We start from the raw sequence: 19,023 nt of genomic DNA, 5'->3' as shown, positions 1-19,023 counted from the left end.
TATGCTGTGAAACTATTTATGGGTAACGGCTTTGACGATGCGATCGCCGCAGAATTGGATCAGATAAACCAAAACTACCAGTAATACTAATACGGTATTCATAACTGTGGCGTTATAACCGATATAACCGTATTGGTAACCGATTTGGCCCAGGCCGCCGGCGCCGACCGCGCCGCCCATGGCGGAGTAGCCCACCAGGGTGATCAGGGTGATGGTCGCGGCGTTGACCAGGCCAGGCAGGGCTTCCGGCAGCAGCACTTTCTTGATGATCTGCATCGGCGTGGCGCCCATGGCGCGCGCCGCTTCCACCAGACCGGACGGGATCTCCAGCAGGGCGTTTTCCACCATGCGCGCGATGAACGGCGCGGCGCCAACGGTCAGCGGCACGATCGCCGCTTGCAGACCGATCGAGGTGCCGACGATCATGCGGGTAAACGGAATCATCCAAACCAACAGGATAATGAACGGGATGGAACGGAAGATGTTCACCAGCCCGGACAGGATCTTATACAGCGAATTGTTGGCGATGATCTGCCCCGGGCGGGTGACATACAGCAGCACGCCTACCGGCAGGCCGAGCACGAAACCGAAAAAGCCGGAGACAAAGGTCATCATGACGGTTTCCCACACGCCACGCGCCATCAACCACATCATTGCCTCAGACATAACCCAGAACCTCTACTTTTACCTGATTTTCTTGCAGGAACTTAATCGTTGCCAGCGCGTCTTCGTCGCTGCCGTGCAGCTCCGCCAGCATCACGCCGAATTTCACGCCGCCGGCATAATCCATCTGGGCGCTGATAATGTTGTTGTTCACGTTGAAGCGGCGAGCGGCTTCAGACAGCAGCGGCGCATCGACCGACTGACCGGTGAACTCCAGGCGCAGCAGCGGCTGACGGTCGCCCTGACGCTCCGGCGACAGGCGCGCGGCGTAGTCGTCCGGGATATCCAGATGCAGCGTGGACTGAATGAACTGTTGGGCCAGCGGCGTTTTCGGGTGCGAGAACACTTCGCTGACGCTGTCTTTTTCGATCAGCTGCCCCTGGCTGATGACCGCGACCTGGTCGCAGATGCGTTTCACCACGTCCATTTCATGGGTGATGAGCAGAATGGTCAGGCCCAGACGGCGGTTGATGTCTTTCAGCAGTTCCAGGATGGAACGGGTGGTGGCCGGATCCAGCGCGCTGGTGGCCTCGTCGCAAAGCAGCACTTTAGGGTTGCTGGCCAGCGCACGCGCGATCGCCACACGCTGTTTCTGGCCGCCGGACAGGTTGGCCGGGTAGGCGTCGTGCTTGTCCGCCAGGCCGACCAGTTCCAGCAGTTCGGTCACGCGCTTTTTGATCTCGCCGCGCGGCGTATTGTCCAGCTCCAGCGGCAACGCCACGTTGCCGAACACCGTACGGGAAGAGAGCAGGTTAAAGTGCTGGAAGATCATGCCGATTTGGCGACGGGCGCGCGTCAGTTCGCTTTCTGACAGAGACGTCAGATCCTGGCCATCGACCAGCACCTGGCCGGAGGTGGGGCGCTCAAGCATGTTGGCGCAGCGGATCAGCGTGCTTTTACCGGCGCCGGAGGAACCGATGACGCCATAGATTTGCCCGGCAGGAACGTGAAGGGTCACGTCAGAGAGCGCGGTAATGGTGCGCGAACCCTGCTGGAACACTTTAGTGATGTTAGAAAGTTTAATCATATTCTTCTTATTTTAGCGTGGTTGCCCGTGGCTAGATAAAAGTAAACCTCGGCGTGGAACCAAGGTATGTCTCAGATGTTAAGGCGTCTAGACGTCTAAGTCAACGACCAACGACGTTCTCCGGCGTTCTCAGCGTGGGGTAAAACATGCGATACTGTCAGCGTATACAGGCCCTCAGGAGCAAAGCGGTGACACAAAGCGTTCCAGCAATTTTTCTCGATCGTGACGGCACGATTAATGTTGACCATGGCTATGTCCATGAAATCGACAACTTCCACTTTATCGACGGCGTGATCGACGCCTGTCGCGAGCTCAAAAAGATGGGCTTCGCGCTGGTGATGGTGACCAACCAGTCCGGCATTGCGCGCGGCAAGTTCAGCGAAGACCAGTTTATGTACCTGACCGAGTGGATGGACTGGTCGCTGGCCGATCGCGACGTCGACTTCGACGGCATCTATTTCTGCCCGCATCATCCGGAGGCGGCAGTAGAAGAGTATCGCCAGGTGTGCGACTGCCGTAAGCCGCAGCCGGGCATGTTGCTGCAAGCGCAGCAGGAATTGAACATCGATATGGCCGCTTCTTATATGGTGGGCGATAAACCGGAAGACATGCAGGCGGCGATCGCGGCCGGCGTCGGCACCAAGGTGCTGGTGCGTACCGGCAAGCCGGTGACGGAGCAGGGCGAAAAGCTGGCCGATTGGGTGCTAAACAGCCTGGCGGACCTGCCGGCAGCCATCAAAAAGCGGGTTTAATAGGCGTTACGAATGAATAGTGAGCGGTCAGATAAAAAATGCATATTAACGCTTGTCATTCTGAACCGGCTCCCTATAATGCGCCTCCATCGACACGGAACATGTGAACAACTTCACAGAGTATCCGGGGGTCGCAGAGAAAAAATCCTGAAAATTAGGGTTGACTCTGAAAGAGGAAAGCGTAATATACGCCACCTCGAGTTAGCAAGCGAAAGCGCCTAACTCACTGCTCTTTAACAATTTATCAGACAATCTGTGTGGGCACTCCACAAGACGATATCCAGCATCTTCGGATGCAAAAAATATCAAGTCTTGAAGAGTGACTAACTGAAGTAAAATTCATGCAGTAAATCTTTGAGCATCGCTTCTCGAGTGGAAGCACATCAAGCTTTTAATTGAAGAGTTTGATCATGGCTCAGATTGAACGCTGGCGGCAGGCTTAACACATGCAAGTCGAGCGGTAGCACAGGGGAGCTTGCTCCCCGGGTGACGAGCGGCGGACGGGTGAGTAATGTCTGGGAAACTGCCTGATGGAGGGGGATAACTACTGGAAACGGTAGCTAATACCGCATAACGTCGCAAGACCAAAGAGGGGGACCTTCGGGCCTCTTGCCATCAGATGTGCCCAGATGGGATTAGCTAGTAGGTGGGGTAATGGCTCACCTAGGCGACGATCCCTAGCTGGTCTGAGAGGATGACCAGCCACACTGGAACTGAGACACGGTCCAGACTCCTACGGGAGGCAGCAGTGGGGAATATTGCACAATGGGCGCAAGCCTGATGCAGCCATGCCGCGTGTGTGAAGAAGGCCTTCGGGTTGTAAAGCACTTTCAGCGAGGAGGAAGGTGGTGAACTTAATACGTTCATCAATTGACGTTACTCGCAGAAGAAGCACCGGCTAACTCCGTGCCAGCAGCCGCGGTAATACGGAGGGTGCAAGCGTTAATCGGAATTACTGGGCGTAAAGCGCACGCAGGCGGTTTGTTAAGTCAGATGTGAAATCCCCGGGCTCAACCTGGGAACTGCATTTGAAACTGGCAAGCTAGAGTCTCGTAGAGGGGGTAGAATTCCAGGTGTAGCGGTGAAATGCGTAGAGATCTGGAGGAATACCGGTGGCGAAGGCGGCCCCCTGGACGAAGACTGACGCTCAGGTGCGAAAGCGTGGGGAGCAAACAGGATTAGATACCCTGGTAGTCCACGCTGTAAACGATGTCGATTTGGAGGTTGTGCCCTTGAGGCGTGGCTTCCGGAGCTAACGCGTTAAATCGACCGCCTGGGGAGTACGGCCGCAAGGTTAAAACTCAAATGAATTGACGGGGGCCCGCACAAGCGGTGGAGCATGTGGTTTAATTCGATGCAACGCGAAGAACCTTACCTACTCTTGACATCCAGAGAACTTAGCAGAGATGCTTTGGTGCCTTCGGGAACTCTGAGACAGGTGCTGCATGGCTGTCGTCAGCTCGTGTTGTGAAATGTTGGGTTAAGTCCCGCAACGAGCGCAACCCTTATCCTTTGTTGCCAGCGGTTCGGCCGGGAACTCAAAGGAGACTGCCAGTGATAAACTGGAGGAAGGTGGGGATGACGTCAAGTCATCATGGCCCTTACGAGTAGGGCTACACACGTGCTACAATGGCGTATACAAAGAGAAGCGACCTCGCGAGAGCAAGCGGACCTCATAAAGTACGTCGTAGTCCGGATTGGAGTCTGCAACTCGACTCCATGAAGTCGGAATCGCTAGTAATCGTAGATCAGAATGCTACGGTGAATACGTTCCCGGGCCTTGTACACACCGCCCGTCACACCATGGGAGTGGGTTGCAAAAGAAGTAGGTAGCTTAACCTTCGGGAGGGCGCTTACCACTTTGTGATTCATGACTGGGGTGAAGTCGTAACAAGGTAACCGTAGGGGAACCTGCGGTTGGATCACCTCCTTACCTAAAGATATTAGTTCGAGTGGCGTGCTCACACAGATTGTCTGATGAAAAAGTAACGAGCAAAAGCGTCATAAAAGTACGGTGTCGTGTCCCCTTCGTCTAGAGGCCTAGGACACCGCCCTTTCACGGCGGTAACAGGGGTTCGAATCCCCTAGGGGACGCCAAGCTTCCGACCCACCCGGTGAAAGCGGCGGTCCCAAGTATCTGACGATACACCATATCTTAAAGATGACTTCCGAGTCATGTTTAAGATATTGCTCTTTAACAATCTGGAACAAGCTGAAAATTGAAACATGACGGCTGAAATTTATCCCTCCGTAGATGTACTGGGATGAAGAGTAACCTGTCATAGAGTCTCTCAAATGTTTGCAGCGCGAACGATGGAAACATCTTCGGGTTGTGAGGTTAAGTGACTAAGCGTACACGGTGGATGCCTAGGCAGTCAGAGGCGATGAAGGGCGTGCTAATCTGCGAAAAGCGTCGGTAAGGTGATATGAACCGTTATAACCGGCGATACCCGAATGGGGAAACCCAGTGTGTTTCGACACACTATCATGTCATGAATACATAGTGGCATGAGGCGAACCGGGGGAACTGAAACATCTAAGTACCCCGAGGAAAAGAAATCAACCGAGATTCCCCCAGTAGCGGCGAGCGAACGGGGAGGAGCCCAGAACCTGAATCGGCTTGTGTGTTAGTGGAAGCGTCTGGAAAGTCGCGCAGCAAAGGGTGATAGCCCCGTACACTAAAATGCACAGGTCGTGAGTTCGATGAGTAGGGCGGGACACGTGACATCCTGTCTGAATATGGGGGGACCATCCTCCAAGGCTAAATACTCCTGACTGACCGATAGTGAACCAGTACCGTGAGGGAAAGGCGAAAAGAACCCCGGCGAGGGGAGTGAAATAGAACCTGAAACCGTGTACGTACAAGCAGTGGGAGCACCTTCGTGGTGTGACTGCGTACCTTTTGTATAATGGGTCAGCGACTTATATTTTGTAGCAAGGTTAACCGTATAGGGGAGCCGTAGGGAAACCGAGTCTTAACTGGGCGATTAGTTGCAAGGTATAGACCCGAAACCCGGTGATCTAGCCATGGGCAGGTTGAAGGTTGGGTAACACTAACTGGAGGACCGAACCGACTAATGTTGAAAAATTAGCGGATGACTTGTGGCTGGGGGTGAAAGGCCAATCAAACCGGGAGATAGCTGGTTCTCCCCGAAAGCTATTTAGGTAGCGCCTCGTGAACTCATCTTCGGGGGTAGAGCACTGTTTCGGCTAGGGGGCCATCCCGGCTTACCAAACCGATGCAAACTCCGAATACCGAAGAATGTTATCACGGGAGACACACGGCGGGTGCTAACGTCCGTCGTGAAGAGGGAAACAACCCAGACCGCCAGCTAAGGTCCCAAAGTCATGGTTAAGTGGGAAACGATGTGGGAAGGCATAGACAGCCAGGATGTTGGCTTAGAAGCAGCCATCATTTAAAGAAAGCGTAATAGCTCACTGGTCGAGTCGGCCTGCGCGGAAGATGTAACGGGGCTAAACCATGCACCGAAGCTGCGGCAGCGACGCTTAGCGTTGTTGGGTAGGGGAGCGTTCTGTAAGCCGTTGAAGGTGGCCTGTGAGGGTTGCTGGAGGTATCAGAAGTGCGAATGCTGACATAAGTAACGATAAAGCGGGTGAAAAGCCCGCTCGCCGGAAGACCAAGGGTTCCTGTCCAACGTTAATCGGGGCAGGGTGAGTCGACCCCTAAGGCGAGGCTGAAAAGCGTAGTCGATGGGAAACAGGTTAATATTCCTGTACTTGGTGTTACTGCGAAGGGGGGACGGAGAAGGCTAGGCTGGCCGGGCGACGGTTGTCCCGGTTTAAGCGTGTAGGGGGTGTGACCTGGTAAATCCGGTTGCATATCAACCCTGAGGCGTGATGACGATGCACTACGGTGCAGAAGTAGTTGATGCCCTGCTTCCAGGAAAATCCTCTAAGCTCCAGGTAACATTAAATCGTACCCCAAACCGACACAGGTGGTCAGGTAGAGAATACCAAGGCGCTTGAGAGAACTCGGGTGAAGGAACTAGGCAAAATGGTGCCGTAACTTCGGGAGAAGGCACGCTGGCATGTAGGTGAAGTCCCTTGCGGATGGAGCTGAAGCCAGTCGAAGATACCAGCTGGCTGCAACTGTTTAATAAAAACACAGCACTGTGCAAACACGAAAGTGGACGTATACGGTGTGACGCCTGCCCGGTGCTGGAAGGTTAATTGATGGGGTCAGCCGCAAGGCGAAGCTCTTGATCGAAGCCCCAGTAAACGGCGGCCGTAACTATAACGGTCCTAAGGTAGCGAAATTCCTTGTCGGGTAAGTTCCGACCTGCACGAATGGCGTAATGATGGCCAGGCTGTCTCCACCCGAGACTCAGTGAAATTGAACTCGCTGTGAAGATGCAGTGTACCCGCGGCAAGACGGAAAGACCCCGTGAACCTTTACTATAGCTTGACACTGAACATTGAGCCTTGATGTGTAGGATAGGTGGGAGGCTTTGAAGCGTGGACGCCAGTCTGCGTGGAGCCATCCTTGAAATACCACCCTTTAATGTTTGATGTTCTAACTCGGCCCCGTAATCCGGGGTGAGGACAGTGTCTGGTGGGTAGTTTGACTGGGGCGGTCTCCTCCCAAAGAGTAACGGAGGAGCACGAAGGTTAGCTAATCACGGTCGGACATCGTGAGGTTAGTGCAAAGGCATAAGCTAGCTTGACTGCGAGAGTGACGGCTCGAGCAGGTACGAAAGTAGGTCTTAGTGATCCGGTGGTTCTGAATGGAAGGGCCATCGCTCAACGGATAAAAGGTACTCCGGGGATAACAGGCTGATACCGCCCAAGAGTTCATATCGACGGCGGTGTTTGGCACCTCGATGTCGGCTCATCACATCCTGGGGCTGAAGTAGGTCCCAAGGGTATGGCTGTTCGCCATTTAAAGTGGTACGCGAGCTGGGTTTAGAACGTCGTGAGACAGTTCGGTCCCTATCTGCCGTGGGCGTTGGAAGATTGAGAGGGGTTGCTCCTAGTACGAGAGGACCGGAGTGAACGCACCACTGGTGTTCGGGTTGTCATGCCAATGGCATTGCCCGGTAGCTAAGTGCGGAAAAGATAAGCGCTGAAAGCATCTAAGCGCGAAACTTGCCTCAAGATGAGTCTTCCCTGGGCCTTTAAGGCCCCTGAAGGAACGTTTAAGACTAAGACGTTGATAGGCTGGGTGTGTAAGTGCAGCGATGCATTGAGCTAACCAGTACTAATGATCCGTGAGGCTTAACCTTACAACACCGAAGGTGTTTTTAGAGAGATTTTCAGCGACGTTCCAAGATTGGTTCTGATGGCTTCATGGAAGTGAGGCGGTTGGAATGAAACAGAATTTGCCCTGGCGGCAATAGCGCGGTGGTCCCACCTGACCCCATGCCGAACTCAGAAGTGAAACGCCGTAGCGCCGATGGTAGTGTGGGGTCTCCCCATGCGAGAGTAGGACACTGCCACGTTCAGGGCTTTCGGCTTTATTTGATGCGTCAGTTCAGGGCTTTTTGCTATGCATAAAATGGAAAATCCCCGTTGTAATCCGCTTCAGCTTTCATCGTACTGTTTAATATTCATCACAAAACCAACGCATTGTTTCTCTGAATGTCAGATATTCTTCGTCCGCTATTAAGTTTGGCTGTTAACTTATAAGTAACAATAAAGTAACAACCAAGGCGGCAGAAAGCCAAATTTCATCATTGTTATGGCTCGGAGAATACATCATGACAGAAACAACCTCGGCTCTTGGGGATGAGCACGGCGTCGAACAGGGGGCGCTGGATAACAAGAAACGCATTTTCGCTATCGTCGGGGCTTCATCAGGCAATCTGGTGGAGTGGTTTGATTTTTACGTTTACTCCTTCTGTTCCATTTACTTTGCCGCCTCGTTCTTCCCGGCGGGCAACAGCACCACGCAGCTGCTGCAAACCGCCGGGGTATTCGCCGCCGGCTTCTTTATGCGGCCGATTGGCGGTTGGCTATTCGGTTATATTGCCGACAAGCATGGTCGAAAAAATTCCATGCTGCTTTCGGTCTGTATGATGTGCGCCGGATCGCTGGTGATCGCCTGCCTGCCGACGTATGAATCGATCGGCAGCTGGGCGCCGGCGTTGCTGCTGATCGCCCGCCTGTTCCAGGGGCTGTCGGTAGGGGGGGAATACGGCACCAGCGCGACCTATATGAGCGAGGTGGCGATCAAGGGGCGACGCGGCTTTTACGCCTCGTTCCAGTACGTGACGCTGATCGGCGGGCAACTGTTGGCGCTGCTGGTCCTGGTGATCCTGCAGCAGATATTGCCCGCCGAAGAGCTGAAAGCCTGGGGATGGCGCATTCCGTTTGCCCTGGGTGCCGTGTTGGCGGTAGTTGCGCTGTACCTGCGCCGTTCGCTGAATGAAACCTCCGATGCGAAGACGCGTAACCACAAAGATGCCGGTTCGCTGACGGGGCTGTGGAAAAATCGCAAGGCGTTCCTGATGGTGCTGGGCTTTACCGCCGCCGGTTCGCTGACCTTCTACACCTTCACCACCTACATGCAGAAATATCTGGTGAATACCGCCGGTATGGACGCCAAGCTGGCCAGCGCCATCATGACCGTCGCGCTGTTCGTCTTTATGCTGCTGCAGCCTGCGGTAGGCGCGTTTTCGGACAAAATCGGCCGTCGCAGCTCGATGTTGATCTTCTCGGCCTTTGCCACGGTGTTGACGGTGCCGATCCTGTTCGCTCTGAAAGAGGTGAGTAATCCTTATATGGCGTTTGGCCTGATCGTGCTGGCGCTGTTCATCATCAGTTTTTACACCGCGATCAGCGGGCTGCTTAAAGCCGAAATGTTCCCGCCGGAGGTACGTGCTTTAGGGGTGGGCTTGTCTTATGCGGTGGCGAACGCCATGTTCGGCGGCTCGGCGGAATATGTGGCGCTGTCGCTTAAATCGTTTGGCGTGGAGAACGCCTTCTTCTGGTATGTCTCCGGCATGTGCCTGCTGGCGCTGCTGGTCTCGCTCCGGTTGCATCGCAAAGGCAAGGAGATACAGCTGTAATAAAAACCCCGGCCTTGGCCGGGGTCAGCATACCGCTTACAGGATACGGCTGATCAGCCGATCGATGCGGATACGGCGCAGACGCCGAATCAGCTTACGCACCTTGATCGGATACTGCTGAATGCTTTGCAGTTCCTGATAATGGCCGACTACAGTGGTATGAGTACGGATGCATTCCAGCTCTTTCTGCCGTTGCTCGCGCAGCTCTTGCTTGGGATCGTGGATCAGAATGGCGTTTTCCAGATCCAGCCGCCAGGCGCGCGGGTTGAGGTTATTGCCGGTAATCAGCTGCCACTCTTCGTCTACCCACATGCCTTTCAGGTGATAGCTGTTATCGCCATCCTTCCACAAACGCACGATCAGTTGGCCGGTGTCGATGTAACGCTGCAACCGGCTCAGGAAGCGGCGCAGGTTGATCTCATACAGGTAGGGCAGCGCGCCGATGATTTTGAACGGCTGGTCTTCCGGAATATAGAAATCGTTGGCGGTTTTATCGCCGACGATGATTTCCACCTGCTTGCCCTGTCGCAGCAGATAAATGATGTTGCGCACCAGCAGCGCCGGCAGGTTGAAATAGGGGGTGCACAGCGTCAGTTTCTGGTCGGTGCATGACATCAGGTGATGAATGGTTTTATTCAGCACGCTTTGTTTGCCTAGCCCAACCATCGGCGTCACCGCCAGCTCATCGTTGCCGGCTTTGCCGCGGAAGTGGTAACCGGCGCGGCGTAGGGCGAAACGGAACAGACGGGTTTCGTTTTTGATCTCCGGGCTTTTCGGCCGATCGCTGCGATCCAGGCGTTGTACGGCGCCGGCGGTGAGCAGATGCTGCTTGATGTAATCGATCAGAGTATCGGCCAGCACGCCGTTGGTGATCAACTGGTAGCGATCGTAACGGTATTTCTCATGCTGATGCAGATAGACGTCGTTGATGCTGGCGCCGCTGTAGATAACGGTATCGTCGACCACAAAGCCCTTCAGATGCAATACGCCCAGCGCTTCGCGGGTATTGACCGGCACGCCGTAGATTGGCACCGATTGCTCCGGATGCTGGCTGGCCATGGCGCAGTACCAGTCGGCGTTGGTATTGGCGGCGGCGGCGCCGATGCGCCCGCGCTGTGCGCGGTGCCAGTCGACAAGCACGCAGATTTCCAGCTCGGGCCGCCGCTGCTTGGCTTGATACAGCGCGTTGAGGATCTCACGCCCGGCGTCGTCATGCTCCAGATACAGAGCCACCAGATAGATACGTTGGGTGGCGTTGGCGATGGAATCCAGCAGCGTGGCGCGAAAGTCGGACGGCGCGTACAGAGTACGAACATCAGCAACCGTCTGGGGGAGTTTGGGCAGTTGTGCAAGGTGTTGTTGATGTTTGCTACGTTTAAATTTTGACAACATCACAGTGCGCTTCTTCTCTCATGATTGATGGCCGGAACGCCACAGACTTAAAAACAATAAACCGAATAATCGGGCGATAATACCATTAGTTGCCTCGATTGTGCGTATGTTTTGGCGTTAAGTGGTGGATTCGTAGCGCATTGCGACGCAGGTCACTGCGCGTCGTCGGCCTGCAGCGGCAGCGTCAGATTGACGATGCCGTCCTCAAGCTGCACCTCGATGCCAAAGCCCAACCGCTGCGCCAGCGCGATCATGCCGCGGTTATTCGGCATGGTGATGCCGCTCAGGCGGGTCAGGCCATGCGCGCGCGCATAGGCGATCATTTTCTCCAGCAGCTGGCGGCCGAGCCCCACGCCTTTCAGGTCGGAACGCACCAGCACGGCGAACTCGGCATCGGTGTTGTCCGGATCGGACAGCGCGCGGGTCACGCCGATAATCTCGTCTGCCCGCACCGCCACAAAGGCCATTTCCCGATCGTAGTCGATCTGCGTCATGTTGGCCAAATCGTCATGGGTAAACTCGTTGATCTCGCTGAAGTAGCGGTAATAGAGATCTTCCTTGGTCACCCGGTCGATGAAATGCTTCAGCGCCGGCTCGTCTTCCGGCAGGATCGGGCGGAACAGGCATTGGCTGCCGTCTTTCAGCGCGATGGTCTCTTCCAGCTCATGCGGATAAGGCCGAATCGCCAGCCGCGCCTGCGGATCGCCGCTGAACGGTGCGAGCTGCATCGAAACGTCCAGCAGGGTGAACTCGCTGCCGGAAGCCAGCACCGGATGAATATCCAGTCGGGCGATCTCAGGGCAGTCAAGGATCAGGTTGGAAACCTGCACCAGCAAGCGGCTCAGCCCGGGGATATCTAAAGGCCGCAGTGCGCTGCGCCCGCGGATCTTGCCGCCTTTCACCGCCTGCAGCACCAGATAACGCGCCAGCGCCATATTCAACGGCGGCAGCGCGACCGCGACCTGATTTTCCTGGCGCCACTCTACGCCGCCTTCACCCAGCATGATCAACGGGCCGAAAATGGCATCCTGCTCTACCGCGATGCGCAGCTCCTGGGCGCCGGCGCGGTTGGCCATGCTCTGCACCAGCAAGCCGTGGATGCGTGCCTGAGGGTAGGTGCGCTTCACGCGGTCGAGGATCGCCTCCGCCGCGCGCTGCACTTCGGTCGCGGTGCGCAGGTAGAGCATCACGCCCTGAACTTCCGACTTGTGCGGGATATCCGGCGAGCGCAGCTTCAGCGCTACCGGGTAGCCGATCTGCTCGGCGATGTGCACCGCTTCGGCGCTGTCTTCGGCGATCCAGGTCGGCAGGGTGCTCAGGTCATAAGCCTGCAGAATGGATTGCACCTCGTGGGTATCCAACTGGGTGGCGCCTTCGGCCAGCGCCTGATGGATCAGGCGGTGAGCGTCGGCGGTATTGGCGGTCAGGCCGACCGGCAGCGCCGGCGTCTCCTTCAGCTGCTTCTGGTTGCGGCGGTATTCCACCATATGCATAAAAGCGGTCACAGCGCCTTCCGGCGTGCGGTAAGTCGGAATGGCGGCCTCGGTAAACAGCCGGCGTGCCTCTTGCGAAGAGTATTCGCCGCACCAGTTGGTCAGCAGCGTGATGCGCTTGCCGCGCGCATGGCGATGCAGCGCGTCGATCAGCCGCTGCGCCGTGGCGGTGCCGGGCGCAGCCGCGCTCGGCGCGTGGATCAGCAGCAGCGCGTCATAGTCGTGGCTGTCGAGCAGCGCTTCGAGAGCCGCCAGATAACGCTGCGGCGTGGCGTCGTCGCGCAGGTCGAGCGGGTTGCCGGCGCGAATGAAGTCCGGCAGCGCGTCGCTCAGCGTCGCCAGGCTCTCCTCGCTCAGCGTCGCCAGCTTGCCGTTGCGGCCGAGCAGTTCGTCCAAGGCCATCGCCGCCGGCGCCGCCCCGTTGCTGACGATCATCAGCCGTTCGCCGCGCAGCGGATGCATATGGCTGAGGGTTTCCACCGCCGAGAACAGCTCATGGGTATCCTGGACGCGCAGCAGGCCGGCGCGTTGGATGGCGGCGTCATAGGCGGCGTCCAGCCCCAGTTGGCTGTTGAGCAGTAATTGCGCCTGTTGGCTGCGGCCGCTTTTGATCACCAGAATAGGCTTGTTGCGCGAGGCGCTGCGCGAGGCGGAGAGAAAGCGCCGCGCGTCGCTGATGTTTTCCAGATACAGCAGGATGGCGCTGGTCTTGCTGTCGCGCGCCAAAAAGTCGAGCAGGTCGTCGACGTCGATATCCAGGCTGTCGCCCAGCGCGATGAAATAGGAGAAGCCGACTTCGCGCTGCTGCGCCCAGTCGAGAATGGTGTTGGCGACGGCGGCGGACTGCGAGATAAACGCCAGCTTGCCCTTTTGGATCGGCACCGGCGAGAAGCTGGCGTTGATGCCTTGCCACGGCGCCAGCAGCCCCAGACTGTTGGGGCCCAGCAGTCGCATGGCGTAACGCTGCGCGCAGGCTTTGAGCTCGGCGAACTGTTCCGGCGGCGAAGAGAGCACAATGGCGGTTTTGCAGCCGCGTTGGCCCAGCGCTTCAATCAGCGCCAGATTACGGCTGGCGTGGGTGCAGATGATCGCCAGATCCGGCGTCAGCGGCAGGCTGGCGACGTCGGGATAGGCCATGACGCCGCATACCGCCTTGTAGCGCGGCGTCACCGGCAAGATGGGCCCGCCGAAACCGCCGGCCAGCAGGTTGCTCATCATCAGGTTGCCGGCGCGGCCCGGCTGCTGCGAAGCGCCCAGCACGGCGATCGATTTGGGACGTAGTAGCGCTTCTAACCCTCGCTGGCTCATGCACGGCTCCTTTTGGCAACGTTACGCCTGATTTTAGGCGCTTTATGGCTACATTGCTGTGACCGGTGCCTCCGGTCGGGTCGGTTTTCCCGCCAGATACTGTTGACGGAAATAGCGGAAATGCTGATTCAATCCGTCGGCGGCCGGCATATCGCCCGCCTGTTGCAGCAGGGCGGCGGCCACTTCCGCCGTGCAGTGTTGCTCGGCGCGGCTGGCTTCGCGCAGCTGGTAGGCCGATGCGGCGTCGACGTTGAGTGAAAACACCGGGAATTGATTGAGATACGGGCTTTTACGGAACATTTTGCGCGCTTCCGCCCAGGTGCCGTCCAGCATGATGAACAGCGGCGGTTTGCCGCCGACGGGCAGTTCGCTGAACACCGGCCGCTCGGCGTCGGCGTAGGACGCGGGGAACACCACGTAAGGCTGCCGTGTCGGATCGTTGATGGCCGCCAGCAGGGCGGGATCGACCTCGGTACGCGACCAGAGGAACGCCTGGGTGTCCGGCAGGATATCGGCGATCAGGCGCCCGGTGTTGCTGGGCTTGAGCGGCTCGGCGCCGAACATGATCAGGCAGAAACGGCTGCTGGCCTGCTGCGGGCGAATGGTGTCGCACAGGCAGTTCTTATGCGGCAGCAGGCACCCCTGACAACGCGCCACCCGGCAACCGCGCGCCAGAAAGGGGCGGGTGGCGCGGTCTAAACGGAATTGGCGCAGGCGAAGTACGGCGTTGTCGGTCATAACGATCCTGGGGAAAAACCGCTATTGTAACGCAGAAAAAAGCCCGCCGGGAGGGGCGGGCTCGATCGGGGCGCGTTCGCGCGCGATGGCGGGATACGGCCTATACTTGCCGAATCACACTAACTCGTTGAGCCAGTTGTCAAACGGCGCCTTCGGCATCGCGCCGTTGAGCATGTCGACCATCTTGCCCTGACGGAACACCATGATGGTCGGGATGCTGCGGATGCGGAAACGTGCGCTCAGTTCCGGCTCGGCTTCGGTGTTCACTTTCACGAAGCGCACTTTGCCGGCGCGCTCTTCGGCCACGTCTTCAAAGATCGGCGCAAAGCTGCGGCACGGGCCGCACCACGGCGCCCAGAAATCGACCACGACCGGCAGATCGTCCTGCAGCAACTGGTCCAGCGTGGCGGCGGTGGCGTTGATCACTTCACCGTCGAAGAGCTCATGGCCGCAGCGGCCGCATTTCGCGTTGTCCGCCAGACGTTCTTCCGGCACACGGTTGGTGGCATTGCAAGCTGCACAAACTGTATTCATGTTGACCTCGGGTACTGAGAAAGCCGGGTCCCCGCAACGCGGTTGCGGAGATGTTTCTTTAATGCTGACGATTATCGGCAAAACCCGGCGCATGAACAATGAGGTTTGTTCAATGGATGTGATAGTTGGGAGCTTTTAGCGCAAGTTGGTGGCTTCATGCACCAACATCAGGTAATCTTCGCGCCCTGCGCGTTGGTGGAGAAGACAATGAACGATTCATTTAGTGGCAAGAACGGTAAGGTCAAAGTGATGTACGTCCGCAGCGACGACGACAATGGCGACGACCGCAACAAGAATAAACGTCCGGCCGGCAAAGGCCGTCCGGCTGACGGTGCGCGCTCGGGCCGCACCGGTCAAGACAAGGCGCGCGGCGGCAACGATCGTCGCGGAGCCGATTCCCGCCGCAGTGAAAGCGATCGTCCTCGCCGTCCGGCGCGCTCTGAAGATCGCGGCGGCAACGAGTCGCCGTGGAGAACCGTGTCGCGCGCGCCGAGTGAAGAGCCGGCGTTCGATCACGGCGGCATCAGCGGCAAAAGCTTCATCGATCCGGAACAGCTGCGCCGCCAGCGCGCGGAAGAAACCCGCGTTTACGGTGAGAACGCCTGTCAGGCGCTGTTCGCCAGTCGCCCGGAAGCGATCGTGCGCGCCTGGTTCGTGCAGTCGGTCACGCCGCGCTTTCGTGAAGCGCTGCGCTGGATGGCGGCTAACCGCAAAGCCTACCACGTGGTGGATGAGGAAGAGCTGGCCAAGGCTTCCGGCACCGAGCACCACGGCGGCGTCTGCTTCCTGATCAAAAAGCGTCAGGGCCTGGATGCGCAGACCTACCTGAAAACTGCGCCGGCGACCGACTGCGTATTGGCGCTGGAAGAAGTCGGCAACCCGCATAACCTGGGCGCCATCGTCCGTTCGTGCGCCCACTTCGGCGTCAACGGCGTGCTGCTGCAGGATCCGGCGTTGCTGGAATCCGGCGCGGCGGTGCGTACCGCAGAAGGCGGCGCGGAGCACATCAAGGCGATCAACGCCGATGATTTCCTGTCGGTGCTGGATACCTTCCGCAAGGCGGGTTACACCATCGTCACCACCTCCAGCCACAAAGGCACCGCGCTGGCGCAGGCCAAGCTGCCGGCCAAGATGGTGCTGGTGCTTGGCCAGGAGCGCGACGGCCTCAGCGACAGCGCCTGGCAGCAGGGCGATATGAACGTGTCTATCGGCGGCACCGGCAAGGTAGAAAGCCTGAACGTTTCCGTGGCGACCGGCATTCTGCTGGCGGACTGGTGGCGTCAGAATCAGGCGTGATTCTCACGTCGAATAAAAAAACGGGCGCCTCAGGGCGCCCGTTTCGTTTGAAGCTTAGTGAGCGCCACCGCCCCCGCCGCCGCCGGAGCTGAATGGCGGTTTCGCTACCCACACCAGCGCCAGCAGCACCAGGAATACCCCGGCCGACAGCCAGAAAATCTCGTTGGCGGAGATGATCAGCCCCTGTGCCGTGATCTCGTTGGCGATGTAGGCCGACGCCTGCTGCTTGCTCATGCCGAGCTGCTCGAGCTGCCGGTACATCTCCTGCGACTGCGGATTGTACGGGTTGACGAACTCCGTCAGCTGCGCGTGATGCTGCGATTCGCGCTGCGTCCACAGGGTGGTGGTGATCGAGGTGCCGATCGACCCCGCCAGGGTTCGCGTAAAGTTCGACAGGCTCGATGCCGCCGCCATGCGTTCCGGCGGCAGGCCGGACAGCGTGATGGTGGTCAACGGCATGAAGAAGCAGGCGATGGCGAAACCTTGAACGAACTGCGGCCAGGCCGAAGCGCCGAAGTCCATGCCCGGTTCAAACGTATAGGCGCGCCAATAGAAGCACACGGCATACATGATGAAGCTGAAAGTCACCAGCTTGCGCATGTCGAGCCGGTTGCCGAACTTACCAATGATCGGCGACAGCAGCACCGGGATCAGCCCGACCGGCGCCGACGCCAGCCCCGCCCAGGTAGCGGTATAGCCGTACACCTCTTGCAGCAGCTGCGGCAGCAGAACGATGGCGCCGAAATACAGCATGTACGCCAGGCTGATGCACAGACAGCCGATGGTAAAGTTGCGCGACTTGAACAGCGATAAATCCACCACCGGATGATCGTCCGTCAGTTCCCAGACTACCAGGAACAGCAGCGCCACGACCGCCACGACGGTCAGGGTGATGATCTCGGTCGAGTTGAACCAGTCCAGCTCCTTGCCCTGATCGAGCATCACCTGCAGCGAACCGATGCCGACGATCAGCAACACCAGGCCGACGGTGTCGATCGGCTTGATCTCGGTTTTGGTTTCTCGCCCCTTCAGCGTCGCCATCGCCGCCAGGATAACGAAGGCGCCGATCGGGATGTTGATGAAGAAGATCCAACCCCAGTGGTAGTTGTCGCTGATGTAACCGCCGAGAATTGGCCCGAAGATCGGCGCGACGATCACGGTCATCGACCAGAGCGCCAGGGCCATCGCTCGCTTGGCGGGCGGGTAGTTGTTCAGCAACAGGCTCTGCGACAGCGGGATCAGCGGTCCGGCCACCACGCCCTGGATCACGCGGAAGAAGATCAGCATGCCGAGGCTGTTGGAGATGCCGCACAGCCAGGAGGCGAGAACGAACAGCGCGGTGGACCAGAGGAACAGCCGCACTTCGCCGATGCGCTTCGCCAGCCAGCCGGTGATCGGGATCGAGATGGCGTTCGCCACGCCGAACGAGGTGATCACCCAGGTGCCCTGCGAGTTGGAAGACCCGAGGTTACCGGCAATGGTGGGGATCGCCACGTTGGCGATGGTGGAGTCCAGCACCTGCATGAAGGTCGCCATGGCGAGCGCGACCGTCATCCAGGCAAGCTGGGCGCCTTCAAGCGGTTTCTGTGGCAAGATGGCCTCCCGCGCGCTTAGCCGGCGTTCGCATGGATCACGTCGGCGATCAGCTGGTTAACCGGCGCCAGGTTCAACGCCAGCGCGTCGCTCTGATACAGCGGTTTGTCGCGCACCACGTCAGACAGCACGCGGCCGTCCAGGTTGGCGGTGTCGACGGTCACCAGCGTCGAAAGACCGATGCGCAGCGGATGATCGGCCACCTGCTTGGCGTCGAGCTCAATACGCACCGGCAGACGTTGCACCACCTTGATCCAGTTGCCGGTGGCGTTCTGGGCCGGCAGCAGCGAGAAGGCGCTGCCGGTGCCCATGTCGATACCGACCACTTTGCCTTGATACACCACGTCGTCGCCGTAGACGTCGCTGACCACCGTCGCCGGCTGGCCGATGCGCATATTGGCGATTTGCGTTTCCTTGAAGTTGGCGTCAACCCAGATGTGATCGGCCGGCACTACCGCCATCAGCGGCGAACCGGCGGCGATCTGCGCGCCGACCTGCACGCTGCGGCGCGAGACATAGCCGGTAATCGGGCTGATCACTTTGGTACGCTGCAGCGCCAGCCAGGCGTCGCGCATCTGCGCGGCGGCTTGCTGGATCGCCGGTTGCTGTTCCAGCGGGGTGTTCAGCACCATCGCCTGGTTGGCGTTGTATTGCTGCACCGCCACTTCCAGCGCGGCTTTGGCGCTGTCGACCGCATCGCGAGCGTGTTGCAGCTCTTCGCGGCCGATGGCGTCAACGCTGCCCAGCACCACGCGACGTTTCAGATCGTTCTCGGCCTTGCTCAGATCGGTCTTGCGCAAGGCGATGTTGGCCTGATACTGCTTGCTGTTGATGATCAGCTGGTGGGTCTGACGCACGCTGTTGGCCAGGCCGGTTTTGGCGCGTTCAAACGCCTGCTCGGCATCGGTCGGATCGAGCGTCAGCAGCACGTCGCCCTGCTTGACGTAGTCGGTGTTGTCGAAGTTGACGCTGTTCACGCTGCCGGACACCTGGGCCATGATCTGCACCTGGTTGCCGGAAACGTAGGCGTCGTCGGTTTCTTGGTGATGACGCAGCACCAGGAACCAATACACTAAATAAGCCACCCCTATAACAATGAAAATAACCGTCAGCAACAGCAGCCAAAATTTGCGCTGCTTCTTTTTGCCGCTCGGCTGCTGCGGGTTTTGGGTTTCCGCGCTTGCGCTCATGGTGTTCTC

Annotated in this window: 11 protein-coding genes, 1 tRNA gene and 3 rRNA genes; 7 read left to right on the top strand and 8 right to left on the bottom strand. The window is 58.1% G+C overall.

Going from position 1 to position 19,023, the window contains the following annotated elements:
• Positions 1 to 12: 12 nt before the first annotated feature.
• Positions 13 to 666 carry a methionine ABC transporter permease MetI gene (locus SERRSCBI_RS18765; protein WP_004932010.1) on the bottom strand — a complete coding sequence of 218 codons (654 nt, stop codon included), beginning with the start codon at positions 664 to 666 and terminating at the stop codon, positions 13 to 15.
• The gene (gene metN, locus SERRSCBI_RS18760; RefSeq protein WP_042785255.1) at positions 659 to 1,690 is read right to left on the bottom strand and encodes a methionine ABC transporter ATP-binding protein MetN; all 1,032 of its coding nucleotides are present in this window, start codon (positions 1,688 to 1,690) and stop codon (positions 659 to 661) included. The genes SERRSCBI_RS18765 and metN overlap by 8 nt, the downstream gene beginning before the upstream one ends.
• A gap of 188 nt (positions 1,691 to 1,878) precedes the next feature.
• Between metN and gmhB the strand changes: the two genes are divergently transcribed.
• From gmhB to SERRSCBI_RS18730, 6 genes are all read left to right on the top strand, one after another.
• The gene (gene gmhB / locus SERRSCBI_RS18755) at positions 1,879 to 2,442 is read left to right on the top strand and encodes a D-glycero-beta-D-manno-heptose 1,7-bisphosphate 7-phosphatase (protein ID WP_025304009.1); all 564 of its coding nucleotides are present in this window, start codon (positions 1,879 to 1,881) and stop codon (positions 2,440 to 2,442) included.
• Between the two features lie 392 nt (positions 2,443 to 2,834).
• A 16S ribosomal RNA gene (locus tag SERRSCBI_RS18750) occupies positions 2,835 to 4,375 on the top strand.
• Positions 4,376 to 4,463: 88 nt separating this feature from the next.
• A tRNA-Glu gene (locus SERRSCBI_RS18745) sits at positions 4,464 to 4,539 on the top strand.
• Between the two features lie 239 nt (positions 4,540 to 4,778).
• Positions 4,779 to 7,685: ribosomal RNA gene (locus SERRSCBI_RS18740) — 23S ribosomal RNA — on the top strand.
• A 100-nt stretch (positions 7,686 to 7,785) separates the two neighbouring features.
• Positions 7,786 to 7,901, top strand: a 5S ribosomal RNA gene (rrf, locus tag SERRSCBI_RS18735).
• The 16S, 23S and 5S rRNA genes sit together here with 1 tRNA gene alongside, the layout of an rRNA operon.
• 258 nt (positions 7,902 to 8,159) lie before the next feature.
• Positions 8,160 to 9,470: an MFS family transporter gene (locus SERRSCBI_RS18730; RefSeq protein WP_033644171.1), complete on the top strand. Its 1,311-nt coding sequence runs from the start codon at positions 8,160 to 8,162 to the stop codon at positions 9,468 to 9,470.
• 36 nt (positions 9,471 to 9,506) lie between these two features.
• Here SERRSCBI_RS18730 and pssA read toward each other — a convergent pair whose 3' ends face one another.
• The 4 genes from pssA to trxC form a co-directional block, all read right to left on the bottom strand.
• On the bottom strand, positions 9,507 to 10,862 hold the full coding sequence (gene pssA, locus SERRSCBI_RS18725; protein ID WP_033644170.1) for a CDP-diacylglycerol--serine O-phosphatidyltransferase: 1,356 nt from the start codon (positions 10,860 to 10,862) through the stop codon (positions 9,507 to 9,509).
• Positions 10,863 to 11,014: 152 nt separating this feature from the next.
• Positions 11,015 to 13,663 (bottom strand): bifunctional acetate--CoA ligase family protein/GNAT family N-acetyltransferase, encoded by a 2,649-nt coding sequence (locus SERRSCBI_RS18720; protein WP_033644169.1) that lies wholly within the window; start codon positions 13,661 to 13,663, stop codon positions 11,015 to 11,017.
• A gap of 48 nt (positions 13,664 to 13,711) precedes the next feature.
• Positions 13,712 to 14,401: a tRNA-uridine aminocarboxypropyltransferase gene (locus tag SERRSCBI_RS18715; RefSeq protein WP_042785253.1), complete on the bottom strand. Its 690-nt coding sequence runs from the start codon at positions 14,399 to 14,401 to the stop codon at positions 13,712 to 13,714.
• A gap of 114 nt (positions 14,402 to 14,515) precedes the next feature.
• A complete protein-coding gene (trxC, locus tag SERRSCBI_RS18710) occupies positions 14,516 to 14,935 on the bottom strand; it encodes a thioredoxin TrxC (protein ID WP_004928868.1) in 420 nt (139 codons plus the stop codon).
• Positions 14,936 to 15,142: 207 nt separating this feature from the next.
• On the opposite strand from trxC, the gene SERRSCBI_RS18705 reads away from it, so the two are divergent.
• Positions 15,143 to 16,231 carry a tRNA/rRNA methyltransferase gene (locus tag SERRSCBI_RS18705; protein WP_033644167.1) on the top strand — a complete coding sequence of 363 codons (1,089 nt, stop codon included), beginning with the start codon at positions 15,143 to 15,145 and terminating at the stop codon, positions 16,229 to 16,231.
• 54 nt (positions 16,232 to 16,285) lie between these two features.
• On the opposite strand, the gene emrB is transcribed toward SERRSCBI_RS18705, so the two are convergent.
• Positions 16,286 to 17,824, bottom strand: a complete 1,539-nt coding sequence (gene emrB / locus SERRSCBI_RS18700) for a multidrug efflux MFS transporter permease subunit EmrB (protein ID WP_033644166.1) — start codon at positions 17,822 to 17,824, stop codon at positions 16,286 to 16,288.
• Positions 17,825 to 17,841: 17 nt separating this feature from the next.
• Positions 17,842 to 19,014, bottom strand: coding sequence for a multidrug efflux MFS transporter periplasmic adaptor subunit EmrA (emrA, locus tag SERRSCBI_RS18695; protein ID WP_016929855.1), 1,173 nt, complete (start codon positions 19,012 to 19,014; stop codon positions 17,842 to 17,844).
• Positions 19,015 to 19,023 lie beyond the last annotated feature (9 nt).

It is taken from the genome of Serratia sp. SCBI (assembly GCF_000747565.1).
GTDB classification, from domain to species: Bacteria; Pseudomonadota; Gammaproteobacteria; order Enterobacterales; family Enterobacteriaceae; genus Serratia; species Serratia ureilytica.
The sequence above is the reverse complement of the archived record's forward strand: the minus strand, read 5'-3'. Positions and strand labels throughout refer to the sequence as shown.